This window comes from Pseudoalteromonas sp. CO342X (genome assembly GCF_004208915.1).
Taxonomy (GTDB): Bacteria; Pseudomonadota; Gammaproteobacteria; order Enterobacterales; family Alteromonadaceae; genus Pseudoalteromonas; species Pseudoalteromonas maricaloris.
Genome location: NZ_SGPH01000022.1, coordinates 33,023 through 56,029, shown reverse-complemented (window position 1 = coordinate 56,029; position 23,007 = coordinate 33,023). Strand labels below are relative to the sequence as shown.

The following is a 23,007-nucleotide window of genomic DNA, read 5'->3' as shown; positions in this document are numbered from 1 at the left end:
CTAGTGAATGATGCCTTGGCGTTGGCCTGCATTAACGGGTTTGTTGAGCTGCACAGAGAGCCAGTTTTCAACGTCACTACGTAATGATGCGTCGCTATCAGGACCTGATTGTGACGAATAGAACCATAACCCTGTTGGTGCTGGAGCATTGACATTGCTGCCACAGGTAAAGTGATTTGCCGCATACATCACCGCGCCTGAGCTACCATATTCGTAATGACTGTCCGAATAACCACCGTAGCCTCTGGCTTGTACCCGACCTTTTGAATCAAGGGTAAAGTGATACACCTCATTGGGTTGCAACAGAAAAGGACTGACGTCGGACGAATCGAAGCGCGCGCGCATTGTGGTGGTAACACTGGCTTGATTACCCGAACGCGTGATCATGCCTGCCAAGTTGGTGATAAGCGCATCGGCCAATTGACCGTCAAGCAAGCTGCCAGGGTTGCCATTGACGATTGCAGAAGTAATGCCAAGTGCGGCTTTGACGACTCCAATGGTGGAGTTTAAATTCCATGTGGTGTTGTATCCCATGGCTGCGCCACCGGCTTTATTGAACAAGATGACTTCAGGTGCAGCTCCTGGCAAATCGACCGCAAATTTTGCGCCGTCAGTTGCATGTGAATTGGTACCTTTTGACCAGATTTTTTTAGCTTGCCCGGTTACATGGTAGCGAGCTGAATAAGTGCCTCTGACTTCTAAATTTCCCGAACAGGCATTGCTTTGATTACATGCAAATCCCCCAGTGTCTGCACACAACATTTTGACGTGGAACTCTGTCGAGTTATGGGCTGAGGTGTTGTCGAAACTGAGCGCTTTATTTTTTGACCAACGTTTCCCCTTAGCTGAGTGAAAGGCGCCGTAGGCTGAGGTATTGACATAAGCATGGTGCTTAGAAAAACCACTACCATCGCTGGTGGATGTGCTCCAAGGCGTTTGGGTTGATGGGTAGTTAGTTACCACTTGGCCTGTGCTGGTTGAAGGGGTCACCATCTGACATGAACATTGTGACTTAGGTCCGAAGATGGGTTTTTTAGTCAGCAATTCTTTTAATTCGGCAAGAATATCTGACGGTAGCGTCCTATCGTATTCGAGTACCGAGAGCCCTTTATGTTTCGGAGCTGCGTACTCCTTATGCCAAGTGCTGTATAGCTGCGGTGCATTTAGCTCTAAATGTTGGCTGAGCGTTGGCACTTTTTGCTGTTGTGTCCATTTTTCGAATACCGTCGGTTTAAATTGAATAAGATATCGAGAAAAGAAAAAGTTATCTTCAGGCGCTTGCTCGGTAAAAGCATTTTCCCATGCTGATAACACGTTTTGATCTATAGCTTTTGCTTGGCTTAGCATCTCGCCATCTCGATAGTCGCGGATCAAGCTATCGACGTAGCGGTCTAATTCATATTCTTCGTCGTTGTCGGAGATATATTCAAGCAAGGAAACACGGTCTTGAGACCAGTTTGAAATGGCTTGCCACGCTTCTGGGCTTACTTGAGAGGGGGCCATTTCCCCATATTCTTCTGCGGCTTGTAGTGAAATACTACCCAGTAACAACGTGCTGGTGACTAGGCTGACTAATTTGGGGGTGAAATTTCTCTGTTTCATTTTTCTATTCCTTCATCGTTGTGCAGAGCCAACATGCCTCATGCATTGTTAACTTGCCTTGTGATGTTGGAAACTTTTTCAGCGATTGAATAGGAGGTTGCGGGGCCAGTTAGGGTCAACTTGGGTAAAACCTTTGATATTAAACGGACGCATTGGGTTAGGTAAGTTTTGATATCAAGCTGTGATAAATAAAAACTTAAATATCAAAGGTCTGCTTATATTTTTACCCGAATTTACCCAATTGCCCCGTAACTTTTGCTGCAATCAATATTCGCTTGAGGCAGGATTTTGCTATCGCCGTTATTGGAGTCTCAGCGTGAGTACATTCGCAATCGAATAACGGTGTCATAACCAATAAGGAGACAGTTATGAGACGAGTAATAGTATTGGGAGCAACTTTGATTGCGAGCTTTGTACAAGCCCATAGCCCAGAAATGATAGCGCAGCTCGAAGTTGCTGATGGGGCGAAATGTCCAAAGCGGCAAACGATTCTGCTAGGTAAAATGACATTAACAGCTGGGACCTTTAAATATTTACACAGCGAAGGAAGTAACGTTTGCACCAGTCCTAAGCAGAGTATTTCTGGTCGCATTACACCACAACTAGATTGTGGCCAGTTTGATGATTGGCGGCTTGCTTATGATATGGGTAATAAAATGTGTCAATCTCTACATCAAAATATGAAAGGCTTTAGTAATAGCTTAAAGCCTGATATGGCAGTGTATCCACGCTTTGAAGGGCCTTTTGAATTTAAAGGAGACCGTCATCACCAAGAGTATGAGGCCGGTATGGGCGTGACCTTAGCATGTTATTTATGTGAGACCGCCACGGTTAATTAGGGCCTGTTAATACCGGAAGGGGCGAAAGCCCCTTTGTTGTAGGCATCAAGTAGCGTTGGAGCACGCTAAGATTTGCTCCAGTTGTGCAACTTTTTCACAAAGAGGTGCAGTATCGAAATTAGCGTCTTGGCATTGAGTGAGTACATATTGTGCCGTGGTAACAATATTTCGAATACGCGGCTTTTTGGGCAGCGTTTTGATATTAAGATAGCGTTCAAGAGTACGCACTCGTAAGCGACCATCATCGATATTCACTTTCCATACTTTGCTTTCTTCAGCTAATTCGACACGGGTTTTGCCACTACTTTGTTCCCAAAGCGTCAAAGTGAGTGTCATTACCTCAACCATCAATCGTCTAGCGGCCTGTTCGTCAATGCTCGTATGTTTACTGCGCACTCCATGAGTACTGGTACGGGCGGTATAGTGAATAATGCAGTAAGTAACCAGCACACCCACTACAAATGCGATAAATCCGACAAGTACATGAGACAACATGCTTGTCTCTGTTTGGCGCTTAGGCGCGGCCAAGACGTTAGCGCTTTGAAGGCGAAATTGATAAAGGTTTTCACTTTGTACACGACTACTTTTAAGCATGTCATTATAACGCTGTGCGGTCTCTACCGCTTCTTTATAAGCGTGTGTTTGTAATTGAGACTGCAATAAGGCAATGTAAAATAATTCGGTAAGCTTACTATTTTGCTGATTATGTGCTTCAAGCCCCTGTTTAAGTAACGTTTGTGCAGTTAGGTTATCGCCCTCAAGCTGCTTGAGTTTGGCTTCAATAAGCAGTGCTCGCTGATCAACTTTACCGTGTTGAATAAGTTGCCGAGTACGTTTGAACGAAGCAAGTTGCTGTTGTGCCTGAGCGATATGATTTTGTGCAATGGCAATTTCGGCCAATAATAAATAGGCTCGAGACAATTGAGTATAGGCACCGCTTTGTGTCAAAGGTTGAAGTAAATCTTCAATGATTTCAGTTGCTTTGTTGTAGTCGCGCTTTTTGTAAAATACCTCCGCGATGCTTAGCAAGGTGTGATTCGCTTTGACTTGGTCGCCAGCTTGCTGGTGGAGCGCATGGGCTTGACGAAATGAGAGAATGGCATCATCCAACTGATTAATATCCCTCGATACATTCCCTAAATTGTTAAGCGTGATCGCTTGTCTCTGTAGATCATTTGTTGCTTTCGCTATTTGGTAGCTTTCTAAAAATAAAGTAAGGGCGGTGTCTAAATCTCCGAGTGCCTGATAAGCATTCGCTAAATCGTTTGCCGATTTACCCAGGAGTTCGTTTTGTTGCAACTTAGCCGCAAGCGTTTGCGCTTCGTGGAAGCTCTCCAACGCTTGAATATAATTGCGCTGGCGGTAACGATTAATACCACTTTGTCTTAACACCTGAAAGCGTTGGAGTGTGGTTAACTTCCATGCCATCAACTCATCCAGAATTTGATTGCTGAGCTTTATGTCACCCGCTCGACGATACAAGCTAACAAGCTCAAGGTGTGCATCAAAAGCTTGGGCACCGTTGGGTTCAAGCGTTTCAATATGTTGCTTACAAGACAAAATTTGGCTTGTGAGGTTAGCATTATTGGCACTTGGGCATTCTGAACCATGCGCCGGTAACACAACGAGCAGTAAAGCTAAAAGCAAAGGCATAAATATTAGTCTAGATACATTGTTTTTACATATTAATATAATGGTAACAAAAAGTCGTGTCTGCCTTTAATAAATCTCAGGTGGACTATTTTTTGTATTTTGTTGCTGTCTAGCTGCTGTTGTTTAACTTTGCCAGTACGACCAAGTCTCGATTTGTTAATATTGTTAGTTTAATGTGTTTTTGGTATGGTCTTGTTGCTAATTAAGGCCCAGCTGAAGAAGCTGGAAATCAATCCATAAGGAAATAAAAATGAAGTTAAATACAATGTGGCTAAAGTCACTTAGCGTCGGTGTCGCGTTATTTGCACCATTAGTGAATGCCGCTCCTCAGCTTGATAAAGCCATATTTGAGTACAATGCTGGATTAAACATCCAAGAGGAATTTAATATCTTTGCCGATGGCAAGGTGACTGATCCAAATTATCCAAATAGTGAGCTACGTATTCAACTGGATAGTAGCAAAAGCTACGATCAAATTGGCTTTTATGACAAAACTTACACTACATACGGTCAGGCGGTTGCATACAACACATTAGACAGACGTTGGGTTAAATTTAAGGGTAAGGTGCTTTATTTTTCAGGCGAAGACAACGGTAACCAAAAGATAGATACGATTTCTTTTCGCATTGTTAATCCTGCTGGAGAAACATCGGAGTGGGGAGAGATCAGAGTTAGCTTAGACCAAGCGTTTGGTGGTAATTACGATGTGTATCCGAGTGATGACTCGGCACAAACCTTTGCTGGTCAACCTGTTGATGTGTACGTTAAAGATAACGATAGTGGCGTACCATATTATTATGGTGTTGAGATTTTTAGCTCACCAGCTAACGGTACAGTATCTGTTAACAGTGACTACTCCATTACTTACACACCAAAAGCTGGGTTCATTGGCCAGGATTCGTTCCAATATCGCATTAAGGGTAACAACCTTTATGATATTACAAGCGCGCCGGCGACAGTTTCTATTTCGGTAGCAAATTAACCCCAAACTCAGGCCAATATGCACACATATTAAGTGTGTATATTGGCTATCCTTTTAGCAATAAAAATACTCCAGCCAAAGCAATTAGGCCTCCAAACATCATAGACTTAGTAATAGTTTCTCTGCGCAGTAGTCCAATCGTCATGACCATGAGCGGTGCCGTTGCAAAGATGGTTTGTGCGATAGCGGGATCGGTATGATTAACGGAAATCAACTGTAGCCACAGCCCAATAAAGGTGCCAAAAAACACTGCAACGAATAACCAGTTTTTACCGTCGATTTGTTTAAGTGTGAGTGCTTTAAACAGGCTTTGTGATTTCAAATAAACAACAATAAAGGCCACAAATAGGGTGCCGGATCCCAAGCGGATAAGTGCCGCCCACAAACTACTAATGCTTTGGTTATTTAGCGCACCTTTGGAAAGTACCATACCCGCAGCTTGGCAAATGGCAGCCGTGAGTGCAAAGCAGACTCCCAAGAGATAATGTTTTTTGTCTAATACCGGCTGGCTTCTACTTGGCTTAATCGCCAGCATCACACCAACGGTTGTCACTGCAATGCCGAGCCAAGCGGATGCGCTGAGATAAACACCAAGAAGTACAATGTTTAAGATCCCCGCGATGGCAGGTGCAAGACTTTCAATAACCAAAGTGCGAGCAGGACCTATATTTCTAAGTGCGGCAAAGTAGGCGCTGTCACCAATAGCTATGCCCAGTATCCCACTGGCTATCAGCCAGCCCCAGCTCGAGAGTAAGGTCGGGTACATAGCATCACCTGCGATGAGCAAACACAAGATCATCAAAGCAGAAGCGATGACGCCTTTGCTGACGTTCAACTCAAATGGACTAAGGTGATGGCTAAATCGTTTATACAGTATAGTTGAGCAAGCCCATACCCCAGCCGCCGCAATCGCTGCCGCTTCGCCAATACCAATCATAAATATCAAGTTTCATGTGTTTATTAATATGGTGGCAAGTATACATAAATTGAAATAGTCAGTGAGAGGTGAGGCATTAAATTATTATCATAAATGTTTAGACGTCCATACATCTAGAGGTTGAATTTTTCCAGTTTTTGTCCATAATAATGCCATTCGATTAGTCTGGAGCAGCGCATGCCAATCACCGTCACCGACGAACTCCCAGCCATTGCCCAATTGCGTCATGAAAATGTGTTCGTGATGCCACAAAGTCGTGCATCAACGCAAGAGATCCGCCCAATGCGGCTCGCGATACTAAACTTGATGCCGAATAAGGTGGAGACTGAGGTGCAATTTATCCGATTACTGGCAAATACCCCTTTGCAGGTGAATGTTGATTTGTTGCGACTAGACACCCACCGCAGCTCTGAAAACTCAGAGCAGCATCTAGATATGTTTTACCGCTATTTTTCGGATGTGAAAGATCAAAACTATGATGCTTTGATAGTCACCGGTGCGCCGCTGGCGCATCTTGAATATGACGATGTGGTGTATTGGCAGGAATTACAGGCGTTTTTTGATTGGGCTGAGCACCATGTTACTTCAACCCTGTTTTCTTGTTGGGCCGCACATGCCGGTTTGTATCACCATTATGGGTTAAAGCGAGCACTCAAAAATGACAAACTGTGTGGCGTATTTAAGCACCACTGTTATTTTGATCACGGGGCGCTCACTCGCGGCTTTGATGATGAGTTTTTGGTGCCACACTCACGCTATGGTCATATCGACATCGACAAAATTAACGCGTGTAAAGATCTAGTGGTGTTAGCAGGCTCTGAAAAAGTGGGCGCTTACTTAATTAAAAATCACTCAGGTAGTCAAGTATATATTACCGGTCATCCTGAATACGACGCCGATACGCTACAAAAAGAATACCTTCGCGATTGTGAAAAAATGGCCAACGCACCGCAGCCTGAGAACTATTTTCCTGAGAATGACACCAGCAAACGTCCATCTAAGACATGGCAAAGCCATGCATTCTTGTTATTCTCAAATTGGTTAAACTACTATGTTTACCAAACCACACCTTATGATATTAACTTAGTTAGCCAAGATGTAAGGACTAACAATTATGCCGAATAATGTAGCCGTAAACGGTGAGCAAATAGCAGAGCAGCTTAAGCAAGCGATGCAGCAACGTATTCTGATCTTAGATGGTGCAATGGGAACCATGATCCAAAAGCACAAATTAGAAGAAGAAGACTATCGCGGTGAGCGCTTTAAAGATTGGCATGTCCTTATCAAAGGCAACAACGATCTGCTAAGTTTGACGCAGCCTGAGATAATCAAACAGATCCATCGCGATTATTTAGCTGCTGGCGCGGATATCATTGAAACCAATACTTTTAATGCTACCACCATCTCGATGGAAGATTATGATATGGCAAGCCTAAGTCGTGAGATTAATCTTGAATCGGCGAAGCTTGCACGTGCGGTGTGTGATGAATTTACCGCCAAAGATCCTAGCAAGCCTCGCTATGTGGCTGGTGTGCTTGGTCCAACGTCAAAAACCTGTTCGATTTCTCCAGATGTAAACGACCCTGGTTTTCGCAATATCACTTTTGACAAATTGGTTGCAGCCTATGTTGAATCAACGCTTGCTCTTATCGAGGGCGGCGCTCACCTTATTTTGATTGAGACTATTTTTGATACGCTCAACGCCAAAGCCGCCTCTTACGGTGTAGAAGAAGCGTTCGAGCAAGCGGGTGTCACTCTGCCTGTTATGATCTCGGGCACTATCACCGACGCTTCCGGTCGCACGCTGTCAGGGCAAACCACCGAGGCGTTTTATAACTCCATTCGCCATATTAAGCCAATCTCTATCGGCCTCAACTGCGCGCTAGGCCCAGACTTATTAAGACAATATGTAGAAGAGCTGTCACGGGTTTGTGAGACCTTTACCTCTGTGCATCCAAACGCAGGGCTTCCTAACGAGTTTGGTGAATACGACCTAGAAGCCGACGACATGGCAAAAGAGATTATCGATTGGGGCAATGAAGGGTTTATCAATATTGTTGGCGGCTGCTGTGGTACCACGCCCGAACATATTCGCGCCTTCGCGAGAGGACTTGCACGAACTCAGCCGCGCAGCTTGCCTGACATCGAAGTGCGGATGCGTTTGGCAGGTCTTGAAGCCTGTAACTTAAATTAGGAATTCACCATGACACAAACAGCAGTATTTACCAATGTCGGTGAACGTACCAATGTAACGGGATCGGCAAAATTTAAGCGCTTAATTTTAGAAGAAGATTACGAAACCGCGCTGGATGTTGCCAGAGAGCAGGTTGAAAGCGGCGCGCAAGTGATTGATATCAATATGGATGAAGCCATGTTGGACTCAAAAGCTGCGATGGTGAAGTTTCTTAATCTGATAGCGTCAGAGCCGGATATTTCTAAAGTTCCCATCATGGTCGACTCGTCTAAATGGGAAGTTATTGAAGCGGGCCTGAAATGTATTCAAGGTAAAGCCATTGTAAACTCAATCTCCTTAAAAGAGGGTGAGGCACCATTTATCCACCAAGCCAAAATCATCAAGCGCTTTGGTGCTGCTGTGGTGGTGATGGCATTTGATGAAGTTGGTCAAGCGGAAACCGCAGAGCGAAAGTTTGAGATCTGTCAGCGTTCTTACAAAATCTTGGTTGACGAGCTTGGGTTTCCGCCAGAAGACATTATTTTTGACCCTAATATTTTTGCGGTCGCTACGGGTATCGAAGAGCATGATAACTACGCCGTAGAATTTATCGAGGGCACGCGCAGAATTAAACAAAACCTACCGCACTGTAAAGTGTCAGGGGGCGTATCGAACGTTTCTTTCTCTTTTCGTGGTAACAACCCGGTGCGTGAAGCGATCCACTCTGTGTTTCTTTACCATGCGATTAAAGCGGGCATGGATATGGGGATCGTCAATGCGGGTCAGTTAGCCGTGTATGACGATATTCCAAAAGAGCTCCGTGATGCCGTTGAGGATGTGATCCTCAATACCGACGCCGGTGCTGGCGAGCGATTGGTTGAAATCGCGCCTAAATACTCGGGCATGGCGCAAGCCGAAAAGCAGGAAGATTTAGAGTGGCGTTCTTGGCCAGTTGAAAAACGCTTGGAGCACGCCTTAGTTAAAGGGATCACCGAGTTTATCGACGAGGATACCGAGGCCTGTCGCCAACAGTTTGATAAGCCAATTCAAGTGATTGAAGGGCCTCTGATGGATGGCATGAACGTGGTTGGCGACTTGTTTGGCGCGGGCAAAATGTTCCTGCCTCAAGTGGTGAAATCTGCTCGAGTGATGAAGCGCGCGGTTGCCTATCTAGACCCTTACATTGAGGCCGAAAAAGAAGAAGGCTCTAGTAACGGTAAAGTGATCATGGCTACGGTTAAGGGCGATGTACACGACATTGGTAAAAACATCGTGGGCGTGGTATTGCAATGTAATAACTACGAAGTCGTGGACTTGGGTGTGATGGTGCCGGCAGAGAAAATTCTGCAAACGGCCATTGACGAAAACGCTGATGTTATTGGTCTGTCCGGTCTTATTACGCCATCCCTTGATGAAATGGTGCATGTTGCGAAAGAAATGACGCGTCGCGGCTTTGATATTCCATTGCTTATTGGTGGTGCAACCACATCGAAAGCGCATACGGCGGTTAAAATTGAACCTCAGTACGACAAAGGTGTGATCTACGTCAATAACGCCAGTCGTGCGGTTGGTGTGGTATCTAGCCTGCTAAGTAAAACCCAAAAGCCAGAGTTTTTAGCAAAAACTGCGGACGAATACGTCAAAGTACGGGAGCAGCAGGCGCGTAAAAAGCCACGTTCAAAACCGGTTACTTTGGCGCGTGCGCGCGATAATGCGGTAAAACTTGATTGGCAAAGCTACACGCCACCGGTCCCAAGTAAATTAGGGATCACTGAATTTAAAGACGTGAGCATTAAAACACTGCGTGATTATATTGACTGGACGCCATTTTTTATGACCTGGTCATTGGCCGGTAAATATCCACGTATTCTACAAGACGAAGTGGTTGGTGAAGAGGCGCAAAAACTGTTTCATGATGCCAATGCCATGTTAGATCAGTTAGAAAAAGAGGGTACTTTGCAGCCACTGGGTGTGATTGGGTTGTTCCCTGCTAACCGCGTCGGTGATGATATTGAAATTTATACCGATGAGTCGCGCAGCGAAGTCTTGGTTACGTCATGTCAGTTACGTCAGCAAACCGAAAAAACCGACTTCCCAAACTATTGTTTGTCTGATTATGTTGCACCTAAAGGCACACCTGATTATTTCGGTGCATTTGCCGTCACTGGTGGTCTTGAAGAAGATGACTTAGCAGATGCATTTGATGCCAAGCAAGATGACTACAACAAGATCATGATTAAAGCGGTCGCAGATCGCTTAGCCGAGGCATTTGCTGAATACTTACATGAGCAAGTGCGTAAAGTGCACTGGGGATTTGCAGCGGATGAAGCGCTAAGTAACGAAGAACTTATCCGTGAAAACTATCAAGGGATCCGTCCAGCACCAGGCTATCCAGCGTGCCCTGAACACACCGAGAAACAAAAAATTTGGCAGTTGTTAGATGTCGAAAACCGTATCGGTATGAAGCTGACTAGCTCATACGCCATGTGGCCGGGAGCAGCGGTGTCGGGTTGGTATTTCTCACATCCAGATTCTAAGTACTTTGCCGTTGCGAGTATTCAAAGAGACCAAGTAGAAGATTATGCAGCGCGTCAAGCGATGTCGCTAGAAGAAGCGGAGCGTTGGCTTGGTCCTAACTTAGGATATGAACCCGCATAATAGCCGAATTGAAGCCTAGCTTAACTTAATCTAAGACGAAGTTAAGCTGGGTTTTTTGTTGCCTTCACTTTTTGAGTTTTAACGGTTATTTGCGGGCTGATAAATTTCAAATCCAAATTCATTAGAATATGTTGTTTAGTGGTTAACAGAGCGCGCTAAATTCAAGTATACTGAATTGAATAACTGTTAATAATAAGGCTTTACTCAACAATGAAGATGAAGTGGCTGTTTTCACTCCTTTTTATTTCCAATCTCTGTTGGGGGAGTAATCAGCTGGTTGTTGATATAATCAGTAGCGAAAATTTCAGTCAGCGTTATGAGCACTTTCTTGCTGGTCGTGACGTCTTAGACGTTGATTCTTTCTTTCCTACCACCAAAGGTTCTCATATTGAAATCATCGAAATGGTACTATTACAGCAGGCTCTATTTCTTGGTGGTGAAACACGTAAAGTCGTATTTAATCCAAAACCTTCGGTGAATATTCTAGAGTTTTCTGATCTGATCGCTGGGGAAAGTTTAATCCTTGCTCGTAGTGTTTGGCATGAAAATATCGTGGACTATCGCGGCTCATTATTTATCTCAGATCCGCTTGTTGAAGTTGGAGATTACGAAGCAGGGCTTTACGTCACCAAGCGTAACGTCGCACTGCAGCAAACGCCGCTTTCACAGCTTCGGCAGCTGAATGTTGTTTCTAACCCGCAATGGGAAGTGGATTGGCGTGCCTTGATGAATACAGACTTACACATGGTGAGCTTTATTGGCCCGTGGGAAACCATGTTGGCAATGGTAGAAAGCGATGTCGTTGACACTATGTTGATTAATTTTAGCGTGAGTGATTCTTTAACTCTAAATTTTGAAGGTAAAGAATATGTCCCAATCGAAAATATTAAGGTTGTCTTGCCAGACTCTCGGCATTTTGTCGTCAGTAAAAACCATCCTGAAGGCGTGCAAATATTTGCGGCACTCAATCGTGGGTTAAAAATACTTAAACGACGAGGCGTGCTAAAACGGGCGTTGACAGAATCTGGTTTTATCAACAAAAAAGTGGCGAATTGGCAGGTGGCTAACGCTGAAATGCTGGTGGGGGGAGACTAATGCAGCCAGCTGTGGTATCGCTTTGCATATTGGTAAGTGCGCTAATTACATTTTGTGGTTTTGCTTACGAATCTTCGGAACAAATACAGCGCAATTTAAATGCGCTACAAATGTCGGCTGAACAAGATTATGACTTGTCTTTATTACCGGACATCAGAGCGCTGCGAGAACAAGCGCGTGCGCAAGGTAATAAGCCGCTGCAAATCAAAGCATTACTGTTAGAGGGTAGTATAGTTCAACACTTTGGTGAGTTTGAGGATGGTTTGGACTTGCACCAACAAGCATTGCAGTTGGCCGAAGCAGATAACAATACATTTTTAAAGGCAAACACCTATCTCGCCATCGCTCACCTTGATATTGACTTAGAGAGCTATGAGTTAGCACAGCGTTATTTAGATAAAGCCTCATTGCTGGCTGAGCAAATTGATGATAATGCCCAGATAAAAGCCGATATCAGTTTATGGCAGTCGCGCTTGAATATGGATAAGGGCGCTTATCGTTTAGCGCTCAAGTCCTCTTTCGTACCAGAGATTTCAGGTATTCGACAGGAGACACTAGCGCAGTTAAAGCTGACGCGTTCTTGGGCTCATTTACAGCTCGGTGAATATTTACCAGCTAAACAAATTCTAGATGAGTTAGACAATGCAGGTTATTTGGTTCAAAACCAAAGAATGCGGATTATGGCAGCGGCGCAGCGTGCCAGAGTCGCTTTACAAAGTGGTGATTTTGCAGTTTCAATTGATTTAGCTCAGGCAGGGCTGAGAGATACACTCGGCACACGTTTTTTACTTTTTCAATCTCAGTTGCAATGGATACTGGCTTCAGCCTATGCCCAGCTTGGAGACTATCAGCAAGCGCATCGTTATTTAAAACGCTATGCCGTTACTGAGCAGTCACTGAATTTGCAAAAGCGTAATAACAAACTACTTAAGCTAGAAGCGCAATATTCTCTCGCACAACAAAAGCAGGCGCTTAATGAGCTTGAGCGAGACAATGCCCAGCAGGCAAAGCAGATTATGGCGCATCAGCAACAGATAGAAAACGCAAGATTAAGTCAGCAGCGTTGGTTGTTGATAGCCTTGCTTGCATTTACCTTGTTGCTGGTTTTTTATTGGCGTTGGCAGAATCGTCGATACACTAAGCTGTTAGAGAGTCAGGTTGCGCAGCGGACCGAGGAACTGGCGGAGCGAAACAAACGTTTGCAAACCCTCAGTTTCACCGATAGCTTAACCGGGCTGAGTAATCGACATCACTTTTTTAGCGTCATTGATGGCACCATTGAAGTATACAAACAAAGATGGCAAACACCTGAATTACAACAAAATACCGATCTGATTTTTGTGATTATTGATATCGATCACTTTAAAAATATCAATGATAGTTTTGGTCATGCAGCAGGAGATATCGTGCTGCAAGATTTTGCTGAAATCCTTAAGCAATGCACACGTGAGTCAGATATTATAGTGCGCTGGGGTGGGGAAGAGTTTCTGCTGGTGATGCCAGATATGGACAGGGCGGCTGCGCACGAAGTGACAGAGCGGATCCGTCGCCAAGTGGAGAGCTATCCATTTGTGGTGAACGATCAATCTATCAACTGTACTTGCTCAATCGGTTTTGCTCCATTCCCGTTTGATCCAACGCAACCAGATAAGCTTAGCTGGGAGCATGTGTTGGAGTTAGCCGACGGTGGTTTATATCTAGCGAAGGAATCTCATCGTAATGCTTGGGTTGGTGTCCACACTGGAGACGAGGAAGTGCAAAGTCCGGCAGAGCACATGGTGCAAAATTTACGCTCATACTTACAAGCTGGCAAATTAAAAACGTGGTCAAATCTATCCGATCTTATTTATGCTTGTAATACCCGATAAGCGAATTCGGCTGTTTGGAGACATCCAGTTTAGGTGTATCATATTGAGCAAGATAGAATAATAAAGCGTTATAGTTTTGCTGCCGATTGAAGCCTTCATCCCCGAGATTATTTCCACTTTAACCAATGATAACCGTCTGGTATTACAGGCCGAACCCGGCGCAGGTAAATCGACCTTAGTGCCGCTACGTTTACTGCAAGCTGATATTTTTTCAGGTAAAAAAATAATTATGCTTGAGCCACGTCGTGTGGCGGCAAAATCTATTGCAACCTATTTAGCCAAACAGCTGGGAGAATCGGTCGGCGAGCGAGTCGGCTATCAAATTCGAAACGAGCAACGTGTTTCATCCAACACCCGCTTGGAAATCGTCACCGAAGGCGTATTGACTCGCCGTCTTCAAGCGGATCCCGAACTCAGTGATGTTGCACTTATTATTTTCGATGAATTTCATGAGCGTTCGATTCATGCGGATTTAGCTTTAATGCTCTCGTTTGAAGTGCAACAAGCATATCGTGACGACCTCAAATTGCTAGTGATGTCCGCCACCATAGACACTGAGCTATTATCGAATTATCTGGATGGTGCACCAAGGTTATCTTGCCCTGGTAAAACCTATCCTGTTGAAATTGAATATATCGGTAAAGCGAGTCGTTACTTGGCAGATCATGTGTTAAGTGCGCTGCGCCATGCTTTCACTCTACAAAGCGATGGCGATGTATTGGTGTTTCTCCCCGGGCAGGCTGATATTCAGCGCTGCATTCAGGCGTGCCAAGAGCTTGAACAAAGTAATGTTGAGCTTCTGCCTTTGTACGGCGGATTACCCCTATCTGAACAAGAAAAGGTGCTCAGTAAAAGCGCCAGTGCATCAAGACGTGTTATTTTTGCGACCAATATTGCTGAGACCAGTTTGACTATAGCCGGGATCACTATGGTTATAGATTCTGGCCTTGAAAAACGCTTGAATTATGACGTTAAAAGCGGTCTCTCGCGGCTCGATACGGTGATGATCTCAAAGGCATCTGCAACACAACGTGCAGGGCGTGCGGGTCGTCTACAAGCGGGCCATTGTTTACGTCTTTGGCGCGAAAGTGAGCATCATAATTTAAGTGATTTTCAGCCAGAAGAAATAACCACCACGGACCTTTCTGACTTAGCGTTAGAGCTAAGCGCGTGGGGAGTGACACAATACAAGGACGCGAATTGGCTAACACCGCCACCGATGCAACATTTTTCGGTGGCCTGTCAATTGAATCACTCGCTTGGCTTGGTCGATGCACAGAATAAAGTGTTAAGTGCTGGGCAACGTGCACTACAACTAGGCGTTTCGCCTCGTCTTGCCAGCATGTTGCTGCGATGTGAGACGCTAATTTCGCAACAACTTGCTTGTTTTTTGGCGGCAATATTGAGCGAGCGCGATATTGTAGTACAAGCCAACACAAGCGATATATGTGAGCGAGTATTGGCGTTGATTGAATTTGTTCAAGACCGTACCCGTGCCGCCAAAGCATATCGTTTGCACAGAGCTGCCACAGAGCAGGCCGTAAAATTGGCCAAATCATTTGCACACAAACTGGGAATTAGTCTCAAGAGTGAAGCAATCAACCTTGTAGATATTCAAACCTTAGTGCCTACTTTATTGCTCCATGCCTTTCCTGACAGAGCTGCGCAAAAACGTCCTCAAGGGGATAACCGCTACTTGCTTGCGAATGGCCGGGGAGTAACATTACGTGACGGCGATCCGCTGCAAGGTCAGGCCTATTTGATTGTTTGTGATGTGGATGGCAAAAATAAAGATGGCTTGGTATTTCTAAGCTGCGCAATCGAAAAGAGCACATTACTCGAGCATCTAACCCCATACTTGAATGAGGCGGTGCAGTATCAACTGGATAGTAAAAAAGAGGCGATTCAGGGCCGGCAACAAGTTAAATATCATGCTCTGGTATTAAAAGAGCAAAACCTGAGTCAAATTCCCAAAGAAGCGTTTGCCCAATGTGTGAAGGATATTCTCACATCGGAAGGGCTTGGTTTGCTCAATTGGTCGGCAAAAAGTCACGCTTGGCTCGCTCGAGCTAAATGGTTAAGTGAACAATTGAATACCTTCCCACAGATATCTGAGTCAAGTTTGATAGCGCAGCTTGATACTTGGTTATTGCCCTATTTGACGGGCGTAAACACTATCAAACAACTGAAGCAACTGGATATTTTTAACCTGCTTCAAGCGACACTCACTTGGGAGCAGCAACAGCAACTCGAAGCGCAAGCACCTGAGTTTTATGTTACGCCAAGCGATAAGCGAGTCGCGATCCGCTACGATGAGCACCAAGGGCCAACCGTTTCTGTGGTGTTACAAGAAATGTTTGGTCAATTGACGTCGCCAACGCTCGCCAACGGTCAAGTCGCAGTGCGATTTGAGCTGTTATCTCCAGCGAAAAGGCCAATCCAAACCACCAGTGATTTAAGCAGCTTTTGGCAAACTTCTTATTTTGAGGTGGCCAAAGAAATGCGTGGTCGATATCCAAAACACCGATGGCCAGATAAACCGCTCGAGGAAAAGCCTGGCCGCTCCATAAAACCGAGAGGAAAGTAGGCTGGTGGAGCAATAGGCTTGTAAAGAAGTCATAATGGCTATAACGTGAACAGTCTAATGTAGAAAGGAGTGTGAAATGCGGTCTATTACGGGGTTCATCTTATTGGGCTTAATTGTTGCTCAGCCAACTTATAGCGGTGAGTTTGAAGTGCTTTATCAATCTGACACAGCAAAAGTCGTTAGAGATAAAAGTTATGGCACAAACATTGGGATCTTTGCAACGAACAGGGGAGTGGTGATCATTGACCCCACAGCTGAAGATGCGGATTTGCCAAAGCTCAATGATTTGATAAAGAATAGCTTTCAGACCGAGAAAAAATACCTGCTAAATACGCATAGTCATTCGGATCACACTGGTGGTAATGCTTTTTTCCAACAACAAGGTTTTACACTTGTTGAGAGCCCACAAGGGTTAAAGGAATTTGGGGTGATAAAGCATACTCAAGCAGTTTCACATACCGCCAATGACAACATCCTCTATCACCCCACGAGCAATATTTTGTTCACCGGGGACATTTACACTACAAACTGGCATCCAACATTTTATGCTGGGGGCTTAATGGGTTTTAATAAAGCGGTAGACTTACTTTTATCGATTGGCGATCAAAATACGTTGATTGTGCCAGGTCATGGCAAACCTACATCGAAAAGAGAACTCGAAGAACATAGAATTCAAACATTCGCTTTGGTTGAGCGGGTGAAGATTTTGAATCAGGCGGGTAAGTCGGTTGAGCAAATAAAGAACGATGAGGAGATTAAGCGCTTATTATCACAGTTTAATCTTGAAGGGCGACAACCCTTTCTTCCTGAGCGGGCGCTTACCCGCTTCATTGAGCGCACTATTACCGTGCTAGAGCAAGCAAACAAAGCTTAATAAAACTGCTAAAAGGCTGAGGCTGATATGCAAGCAAAAAGTGGAAAAATAGCATTATATTTTCTGTTGGCCATCCTTGTGGTGATAAGTTGGCTGCCAGAGTTTAATACCGCCATGATGACCTTTATTGATGATGCGCTACTACAGTCTTCGCTTGTCTATGCTTCAGCACGTACGGTAAATGGCGCTATTTCTTTGCTGCAATCTGCTGAGGTTGGGATTGGTGTTGCAAGCATTCAGCCTGCGCAGCTACTCGATCCTATCAATGATTTAGCCGAATACATTTCTGATGTGATGCAACTAGCCATTGGCTCTTTGTTTATCCAACGTATTCTCTACACTATTTCCACCCATATATTATTCAGTGTTGCTTTTACCGTCACCGTAATTGGATATTTCGTGTGCTGCTATCTAGGACTTTGGCAAACGGTAAGGACTAAAATATTAGCCACGATGCTACTGATCCGTTTTGTGGTTCCGTTTGTAATTCTATCGACGGGTCTCACTAGCCAACTGTTACTGGACCAAGAAATAAATAAACAAAGTGAAGTGGTGTCGAGCAGTGTTGACCTCTTTCAATCTCAAGCAACAAAGACCAGCACGCAAAGTGCAAAAATAAAGGCTCAAATCACCAGTCAAAAGCAAAGCCATAGTGAGCAAATAGCGCTATTGACGAAACAACAGATCCAACTTCATGGTGAAGCTACCGAGCTACATGCTGAAATTACCGCTTTGGAAGGTGATATTGAAGCGGCTCAAGCGAACCGAAGTTTATCCGAGTGGCTAACATTTACCAAAAGTGAAGAGGCTAAGCCACTGATTGAAAAGCAACAGCGATTGGCCAGCGATAAAACAAAACTCGACACTCAAATAGCGCTTATCAATAGAGAAAAAGACCAACATCAACACGCAATCGAAAAGCTCAATGAGCAGCTTCACGGTAGCAATGAGGGGACGCTAAGCCGAGCAATTAAAGCGGTTTCTAGTGGTATTAGCGATATGCTCGACGCTGCTGAGTCACTCTTTATCGACTTCTTAAACGTGGTATCGCTTTTGGTACTGAAGTTAGTATTGATGCCGCTGTTATTTTTCTATTTGGCGAGTAAAACCTTTAAAGCAATTTGGCGAATTAAATAGGCTATCTAAACCAGTTGTTCTTTGCTGAGCGGCAGGTTTCCCATAACTGATATTACACAGTCCCAAGTTAGGGAAAGTTCATACAGGCGAATTATTTTAACTTTATAAAAATCAATAGGTTAAATTTGGCCTGAATATCGTATTACCGTATAAAAATAATAACATGGTAATTCGATGGATATTCACACTAGCCTTGCCAAAACGGCTAAAAAGCCATTTCGTCGGTGGTGGCTGTTAACGACCCTTATTGTGCTCGCTGCAATGGGCGGATGGATGGTGCCTCACGACCAGCAAATAGATGCTGAAATGCTTAAATTTGCCACTGTTCAATCCGGACCGATACAGTTTAGTGTTAAAGGCTATGGCCGATTACGCTCAAAGATCAGTAGAGAGATCACGACCTCATTTGCAGCGCAAGTTGAAACCGTACTGCATCTTCCTGGCAGCAGGGTAGAGCCAGACACCGTTATTTTACAGTTAACCAATCCTGAGTTAACTCAGCAACTCCACCGAGAAAGACTAGTACTCGCTAGGCAAAAAGCCAATGTTGAAGCGTTAAGGCTAAGCCAAGAAAGTGAGCGACTTGTATTGAAAGGGCAAAATACTCTACTCAGCAGTGAGCTTGAAAATGCCAAATTGCGAGAGCAGGCTGAGCGCCAACTAATCACTCAAGGCATAGTTTCAAGCTTAGATCATCAGCGCTCAATCTTAACGGTCGCCCAGTTAAGCGAGCGAGTAAAGCTCGCCCAGCAGCAGCTTAGCCAAACCAGTGCATTACATAAGCAAAGAATTGAGATTGAGCTAGAGCTATTAAAAGAATATGAACTGAGCTATCAGGTTGCGCTTCAGGCGGTGGAGCAATTACAAGTCACTGCGGGGATCAGCGGCATGTTGCAGCAAGTACATGTCAGTCAAGGTCAAGCAATTACACGCGGGCAGGCGCTAGCCGTGGTGGGCAGTGAGCGAACTTTGGTAGCCGACTTACTGGTGCCTGAGCGAGAAGCAAGCGAGATTATCTTAGGTCAACGAGCGCTAGTAGACACCTTTGTTGGTCAGGTTGAGGCAAAGGTTAGCCGCATTGTACCCATCGTACAAGACGGGCGTATTGCGATAGAACTGACATTACTTGGAGAGCTGCCAAGCAATGCTCGCCCACTTTTGACTGTTGAAGGGCAAATTTTTACAGCAAAAAAGACCGCCGCACTTTCACTGATTAAGCCACCGCGTGTAACTCCACAATCTCATAGTCAATTATTTGTTTTAGATAAACAAAACAACATGCTTATCAAAAAAAGTTTTAAGTTTGGTAAACTAGCCGGCAATGCCATAGAAGTACTTGAAGGCGGTGTATCCGGTGAGCAAGTGGTGGTGTCAGAGATGTCTGACTACCAGCACCTAGAAAAAATAACAATTAAATCACTCAATCGGTAAAGGAAGAACAAATGGACAAGACAATTTTGGCATTACATCAAGTGAGCAAAGTGTTCTTTGGCGAGGATGTTGAAACTCACGCCATTAGCAACATTAACCTTGAAATTGAAAGGGGCGATTACGTTGCGATAACTGGTCCTTCAGGATCGGGAAAATCCACTCTATTGAGCATTCTTGGACTACTAGATGACATCACTTCAGGCAGCTATCGCATCCAAGATATAGAAACCAGTACGCTAGACGCAGACACGCAAGCAGAGCTGCGTAATTTGCATATCGGTTTTGTCTTTCAGTCATTTAATCTACTCGATGGGTTAACAGTATTTGATAATGTGGCTTTACCGCTTCAATATCGTGAGCCTGCGCTTGCGACTGACGAAATTGAGCGCCGTGTGATGGGCGCGCTTAAGCAAGTTGAAATGTCTCACCGAGCAAAACATAAACCAAACCAACTATCTGGTGGCCAGCAACAGCGAGTGGCTATTGCGCGTGCGCTTGCAGGTGAGCCAAGTATCTTATTAGTCGATGAACCAACTGGAAACCTCGATTCTAAAAATGGTGATGCGGTAATGGCCTTGTTGGGGGAGTTGAATAGGCAAGGCACAACCATTTGCATGGTGACGCACGATATTCGCTATGCAGGTTATGCCAAGCGGCAAATTCAGCTTTTAGATGGGGTACAGGTTTCATCAAGCGTTGCAAAACGTGATAGTTGTACTGCGGAGGTGGTGTAATGGGGTTTTTGCAACTTCGGCGTCAACTAGGGCTGGCAATCAAAAGTTTGCTTCAAGTACCGAATTTTTGTATCACGTTAGTACTGACGTTGGCACTCGCGTTAAGCTGCTTTTTTGTCGCATTGAGTCTGTTTAGTGGCTTTTTTATTAAGCCGCTTGAGATTGAAAATGAATCACGATTTGTGGTGGTAGAACAAAAAAACGTATATCAAGATAGGGTGTCTGAAGGGCTGCAAAGCTTTCAAAATATGCTGAACTGGTATCAGACCCCCTCCATGTATGAAAAACGAGCTCTGATCAGTAGCTTTTCTGATGTGGTTGAAAATCTAGCTGGCAAGCCAAAGCTTACGCTGACTTTTGCAAGTTCGGATTATTTTAGTATGGTGAAAATGCCGCTAGCACTGGGGCGATACCTAACGCCGACGAAAAGCATTAGCCAGAAAAATCCAGAGGTCATTATTTCCTATCAACTTTGGCAACAATACTTCAATGGTGATGACAATGTGCTTGGGGAGAGTCTGCGGATTGTTGGCAGACTGTACACCATCATCGGTGTTGCTGCACGTACGCATGGTGATCCTTACTTTTTAAGTGAAGGAAATGGGGCGCTGTGGCTTAGTTTCTCTGAAGATGAGCGATTTTTTGGTGATCAGCGCGGCGAGTATCATCCGTGGAGTAGCAGACTAAACAACTTGAAGTTACTGGCGATATTACCAGTCAATAGTGGTCAGGATATCCTCGCAGAGCAGCTATATCAAAATGCTCAACTGCACCAAAGCGAATGGAAATCGGCTGACGAAGCGTTACTTGATATTGAACCTATAGTACGTTCGTACCGTGACGTAGAACTGGCGGGACATGACAAGCTTGCCATTATCGTGTTGTTGAGTGTGTCATGCTTGGTACTCATCGCAATTTTTAATGTGAGTAATTTGTTTATCTCTCGAGCTCACACCATCCAACAGCAACTGGCCTTACAAGCTATGCTCGGTGCGAAGCGTAAGTTGTTGTTTCGTGGCATTTTGCTAGAAGCGCTGTTATTGGTGTCAGGCGCTGTGCTGGTGGGGTTATTTATCGCCGCGTGGGAGCTGAGGTTAGTTAAATCGCTCACCAGTGGCTATTTGCCGCTGATTGACACTTTAACCTTAGATACCACAGTGCTGCTCAGTGCTATCCTAACCGCACTGTTATTGGCTTTATTGTTTGCGTTTGTCACCTCACGCATGATTGATTTTAGCCAACTAAAACAAAGCATGCAGTCGTCAGGTAAGGGCAGCGTAAAAGCGGTACGCATAGCGACGACAAAAACACTGGTTGCGGTACAGCTGTTTTTTACCACAGTGCTGGTACTTGGGGCGACCTTAGTGCTATGTAAAAGCGCCGATACCTTGCTTAGACCGCTCGGAACAAAGTTGGACAATATGTATAGCGTGATGCTACATATTCCCGCAGATCCCACTCCATTTCCCGCGCGTTACGCCAATATTGAAAGATTCAAACTCGCGCTGACTAACATTCCGGGCGTGTTAGGCGTCGCCCATGGAGAAAGTCCATTACAAAGCGATGTCCCTGTGGTTGCTATGCAAGATATGGCGGGTGAATGGACACCGAGCATGGTTAGAGGTAACGTTGGGCCGGATTATTTTGCATTAACTGGGCTTGAGCTCGTTGCCGGACGCACTTTTAGCGAAGCTGCAATTCGAGGCGAAAAGGAAGTGGCTATTGTTTCTTGGGGTGCGGCACAGGCGTTAAAGCCAGGCGGTGATGTGATTGGTGAAACGTATTTTATTTTTAACCCAGATGTACCTGCTGAAATAGTAGGTATTTCAAAAAACTTCAATCACCCTAAACGTCATCATGAACTTCAAGGTAAAACCGTTTGGCTACCCGCGCTGCCTTTGGGATATCCATTTATGATAGAAATGGAACCGGGAGCATCACTTACTCGCGCTCAGATCCAAAATGCCATCAGCACCGTGAATGGTCAGGCGGGAATATGGCGTTTTTCAAACTTAACAAAGACATATCAGAGCATTACCTATTTGGAGCGCCTGACTTTACTGCTAAGCTTTGCGCTTTGTGGTTTTTGTTTGTTGTTATCTGGGGTGGGCATTTACGGTGTGCTTAACTATAGCTTTCAACAAAGACGCTACGAGTTTGGAATGCGAATGGCACTTGGTGCCAAGAAACAACGTTTATATCGGTTGTTATTGTCAGATACCATCGCGCCTATGCTAGTGGCGATGTTGGCTGCCATTATGGTTGTTGCGGGATTTTATATGAGTGTTTCGTCAGATTGGTTGTTGGCAAAATCCAGCTGGTTGCTTGTGGTGATTGTTACCATGTTGGCTTTTGCGTTAGCCACGGCAATTTACCCAATGAAACAGTTAATAAACTCGACACCAATGCGTGCATTAAAACATTAAAGTTTGGGCGT

General features: G+C 44.7%; 16 protein-coding genes. 13 read left to right on the top strand and 3 right to left on the bottom strand.

Going from position 1 to position 23,007, the window contains the following annotated elements; genetic code table 11:
- Complete coding sequence (locus EXT47_RS11730; RefSeq protein WP_039491110.1) at positions 1-1,602, bottom strand: hypothetical protein; 1,602 nt, start codon at positions 1,600-1,602, stop codon at positions 1-3.
- A 368-nt stretch (positions 1,603-1,970) separates the two neighbouring features.
- Between EXT47_RS11730 and EXT47_RS11725 the strand changes: the two genes are divergently transcribed.
- Positions 1,971-2,441: a hypothetical protein gene (locus EXT47_RS11725; RefSeq protein ID WP_039491112.1), complete on the top strand. Its 471-nt coding sequence runs from the start codon at positions 1,971-1,973 to the stop codon at positions 2,439-2,441.
- 45 nt (positions 2,442-2,486) lie between these two features.
- Here the strand turns inward: EXT47_RS11725 and EXT47_RS11720 are convergent, their stop codons facing one another.
- Positions 2,487-4,094 carry a tetratricopeptide repeat protein gene (locus tag EXT47_RS11720; protein ID WP_130126642.1) on the bottom strand — a complete coding sequence of 536 codons (1,608 nt, stop codon included), beginning with the start codon at positions 4,092-4,094 and terminating at the stop codon, positions 2,487-2,489.
- A gap of 250 nt (positions 4,095-4,344) precedes the next feature.
- Here EXT47_RS11720 and EXT47_RS11715 point away from each other — a divergent pair, with 250 nt between their 5' ends.
- A complete protein-coding gene (locus tag EXT47_RS11715) occupies positions 4,345-5,076 on the top strand; it encodes an Ig-like domain-containing protein (RefSeq protein WP_130126641.1) in 732 nt (243 codons plus the stop codon).
- Between the two features lie 46 nt (positions 5,077-5,122).
- Here the strand turns inward: EXT47_RS11715 and EXT47_RS11710 are convergent, their stop codons facing one another.
- A complete protein-coding gene (locus EXT47_RS11710) occupies positions 5,123-6,013 on the bottom strand; it encodes a DMT family transporter (protein WP_130126640.1) in 891 nt (296 codons plus the stop codon).
- Positions 6,014-6,190: 177 nt separating this feature from the next.
- Between EXT47_RS11710 and metA the strand changes: the two genes are divergently transcribed.
- From metA to EXT47_RS11655, 11 genes are all read left to right on the top strand, one after another.
- A complete protein-coding gene (gene metA, locus EXT47_RS11705; RefSeq protein ID WP_130126639.1) occupies positions 6,191-7,138 on the top strand; it encodes a homoserine O-succinyltransferase in 948 nt (315 codons plus the stop codon).
- Entirely contained in the window at positions 7,128-8,207 is a 1,080-nt protein-coding gene (locus tag EXT47_RS11700) for a homocysteine S-methyltransferase family protein (RefSeq protein WP_039491124.1), read from the top strand. Before metA ends, EXT47_RS11700 begins: the two co-directional genes overlap by 11 nt.
- A gap of 9 nt (positions 8,208-8,216) precedes the next feature.
- Positions 8,217-10,844, top strand: a complete 2,628-nt coding sequence (gene metH / locus EXT47_RS11695; RefSeq protein WP_130126638.1) for a methionine synthase — start codon at positions 8,217-8,219, stop codon at positions 10,842-10,844.
- A 210-nt stretch (positions 10,845-11,054) separates the two neighbouring features.
- Entirely contained in the window at positions 11,055-11,939 is an 885-nt protein-coding gene (locus tag EXT47_RS11690; protein WP_069022693.1) for a hypothetical protein, read from the top strand.
- Entirely contained in the window at positions 11,939-13,807 is a 1,869-nt protein-coding gene (locus tag EXT47_RS11685; RefSeq protein ID WP_130126637.1) for a GGDEF domain-containing protein, read from the top strand. Before EXT47_RS11690 ends, EXT47_RS11685 begins: the two co-directional genes overlap by 1 nt.
- A gap of 76 nt (positions 13,808-13,883) precedes the next feature.
- Positions 13,884-16,394, top strand: a complete 2,511-nt coding sequence (hrpB, locus tag EXT47_RS11680) for an ATP-dependent helicase HrpB (protein ID WP_130126636.1) — start codon at positions 13,884-13,886, stop codon at positions 16,392-16,394.
- Between the two features lie 76 nt (positions 16,395-16,470).
- The gene (locus tag EXT47_RS11675; protein ID WP_130126635.1) at positions 16,471-17,268 is read left to right on the top strand and encodes an MBL fold metallo-hydrolase; all 798 of its coding nucleotides are present in this window, start codon (positions 16,471-16,473) and stop codon (positions 17,266-17,268) included.
- Positions 17,269-17,295: 27 nt separating this feature from the next.
- Complete coding sequence (locus EXT47_RS11670) at positions 17,296-18,405, top strand: hypothetical protein (RefSeq protein ID WP_130126634.1); 1,110 nt, start codon at positions 17,296-17,298, stop codon at positions 18,403-18,405.
- 174 nt (positions 18,406-18,579) lie between these two features.
- Positions 18,580-19,836, top strand: a complete 1,257-nt coding sequence (locus EXT47_RS11665; protein ID WP_130126633.1) for an efflux RND transporter periplasmic adaptor subunit — start codon at positions 18,580-18,582, stop codon at positions 19,834-19,836.
- A gap of 11 nt (positions 19,837-19,847) precedes the next feature.
- A complete protein-coding gene (locus EXT47_RS11660; protein ID WP_069022682.1) occupies positions 19,848-20,570 on the top strand; it encodes an ABC transporter ATP-binding protein in 723 nt (240 codons plus the stop codon).
- Positions 20,570-22,996 carry an ABC transporter permease gene (locus EXT47_RS11655; protein ID WP_130126632.1) on the top strand — a complete coding sequence of 809 codons (2,427 nt, stop codon included), beginning with the start codon at positions 20,570-20,572 and terminating at the stop codon, positions 22,994-22,996. The genes EXT47_RS11660 and EXT47_RS11655 overlap by 1 nt, the downstream gene beginning before the upstream one ends.
- Positions 22,997-23,007 lie beyond the last annotated feature (11 nt).

Excerpts from the sequence above, each read along its gene's own strand:
- EXT47_RS11730 (WP_039491110.1), bottom strand. The coding sequence starts at position 1,602 with ATGAAACAGAGAAATTTCACCCCCAAATTAGTCAGCCTAGTCACCAGC.
- EXT47_RS11670 (WP_130126634.1), top strand. The coding sequence starts at position 17,296 with ATGCAAGCAAAAAGTGGAAAAATAGCATTATATTTTCTGTTGGCCATC.
- metA (WP_130126639.1), top strand. The coding sequence starts at position 6,191 with ATGCCAATCACCGTCACCGACGAACTCCCAGCCATTGCCCAATTGCGT.
- EXT47_RS11720 (WP_130126642.1), bottom strand. The coding sequence starts at position 4,094 with ATGCCTTTGCTTTTAGCTTTACTGCTCGTTGTGTTACCGGCGCATGGT.
- EXT47_RS11655 (WP_130126632.1), top strand. The coding sequence starts at position 20,570 with ATGGGGTTTTTGCAACTTCGGCGTCAACTAGGGCTGGCAATCAAAAGT.
- EXT47_RS11700 (WP_039491124.1), top strand. The coding sequence starts at position 7,128 with ATGCCGAATAATGTAGCCGTAAACGGTGAGCAAATAGCAGAGCAGCTT.
- EXT47_RS11675 (WP_130126635.1), top strand. The coding sequence starts at position 16,471 with ATGCGGTCTATTACGGGGTTCATCTTATTGGGCTTAATTGTTGCTCAG.
- EXT47_RS11710 (WP_130126640.1), bottom strand. The coding sequence starts at position 6,013 with ATGATTGGTATTGGCGAAGCGGCAGCGATTGCGGCGGCTGGGGTATGG.
- EXT47_RS11685 (WP_130126637.1), top strand. The coding sequence starts at position 11,939 with ATGCAGCCAGCTGTGGTATCGCTTTGCATATTGGTAAGTGCGCTAATT.
- metH (WP_130126638.1), top strand. The coding sequence starts at position 8,217 with ATGACACAAACAGCAGTATTTACCAATGTCGGTGAACGTACCAATGTA.
- EXT47_RS11660 (WP_069022682.1), top strand. The coding sequence starts at position 19,848 with ATGGACAAGACAATTTTGGCATTACATCAAGTGAGCAAAGTGTTCTTT.
- EXT47_RS11665 (WP_130126633.1), top strand. The coding sequence starts at position 18,580 with ATGGATATTCACACTAGCCTTGCCAAAACGGCTAAAAAGCCATTTCGT.
- EXT47_RS11690 (WP_069022693.1), top strand. The coding sequence starts at position 11,055 with ATGAAGATGAAGTGGCTGTTTTCACTCCTTTTTATTTCCAATCTCTGT.
- EXT47_RS11715 (WP_130126641.1), top strand. The coding sequence starts at position 4,345 with ATGAAGTTAAATACAATGTGGCTAAAGTCACTTAGCGTCGGTGTCGCG.
- EXT47_RS11725 (WP_039491112.1), top strand. The coding sequence starts at position 1,971 with ATGAGACGAGTAATAGTATTGGGAGCAACTTTGATTGCGAGCTTTGTA.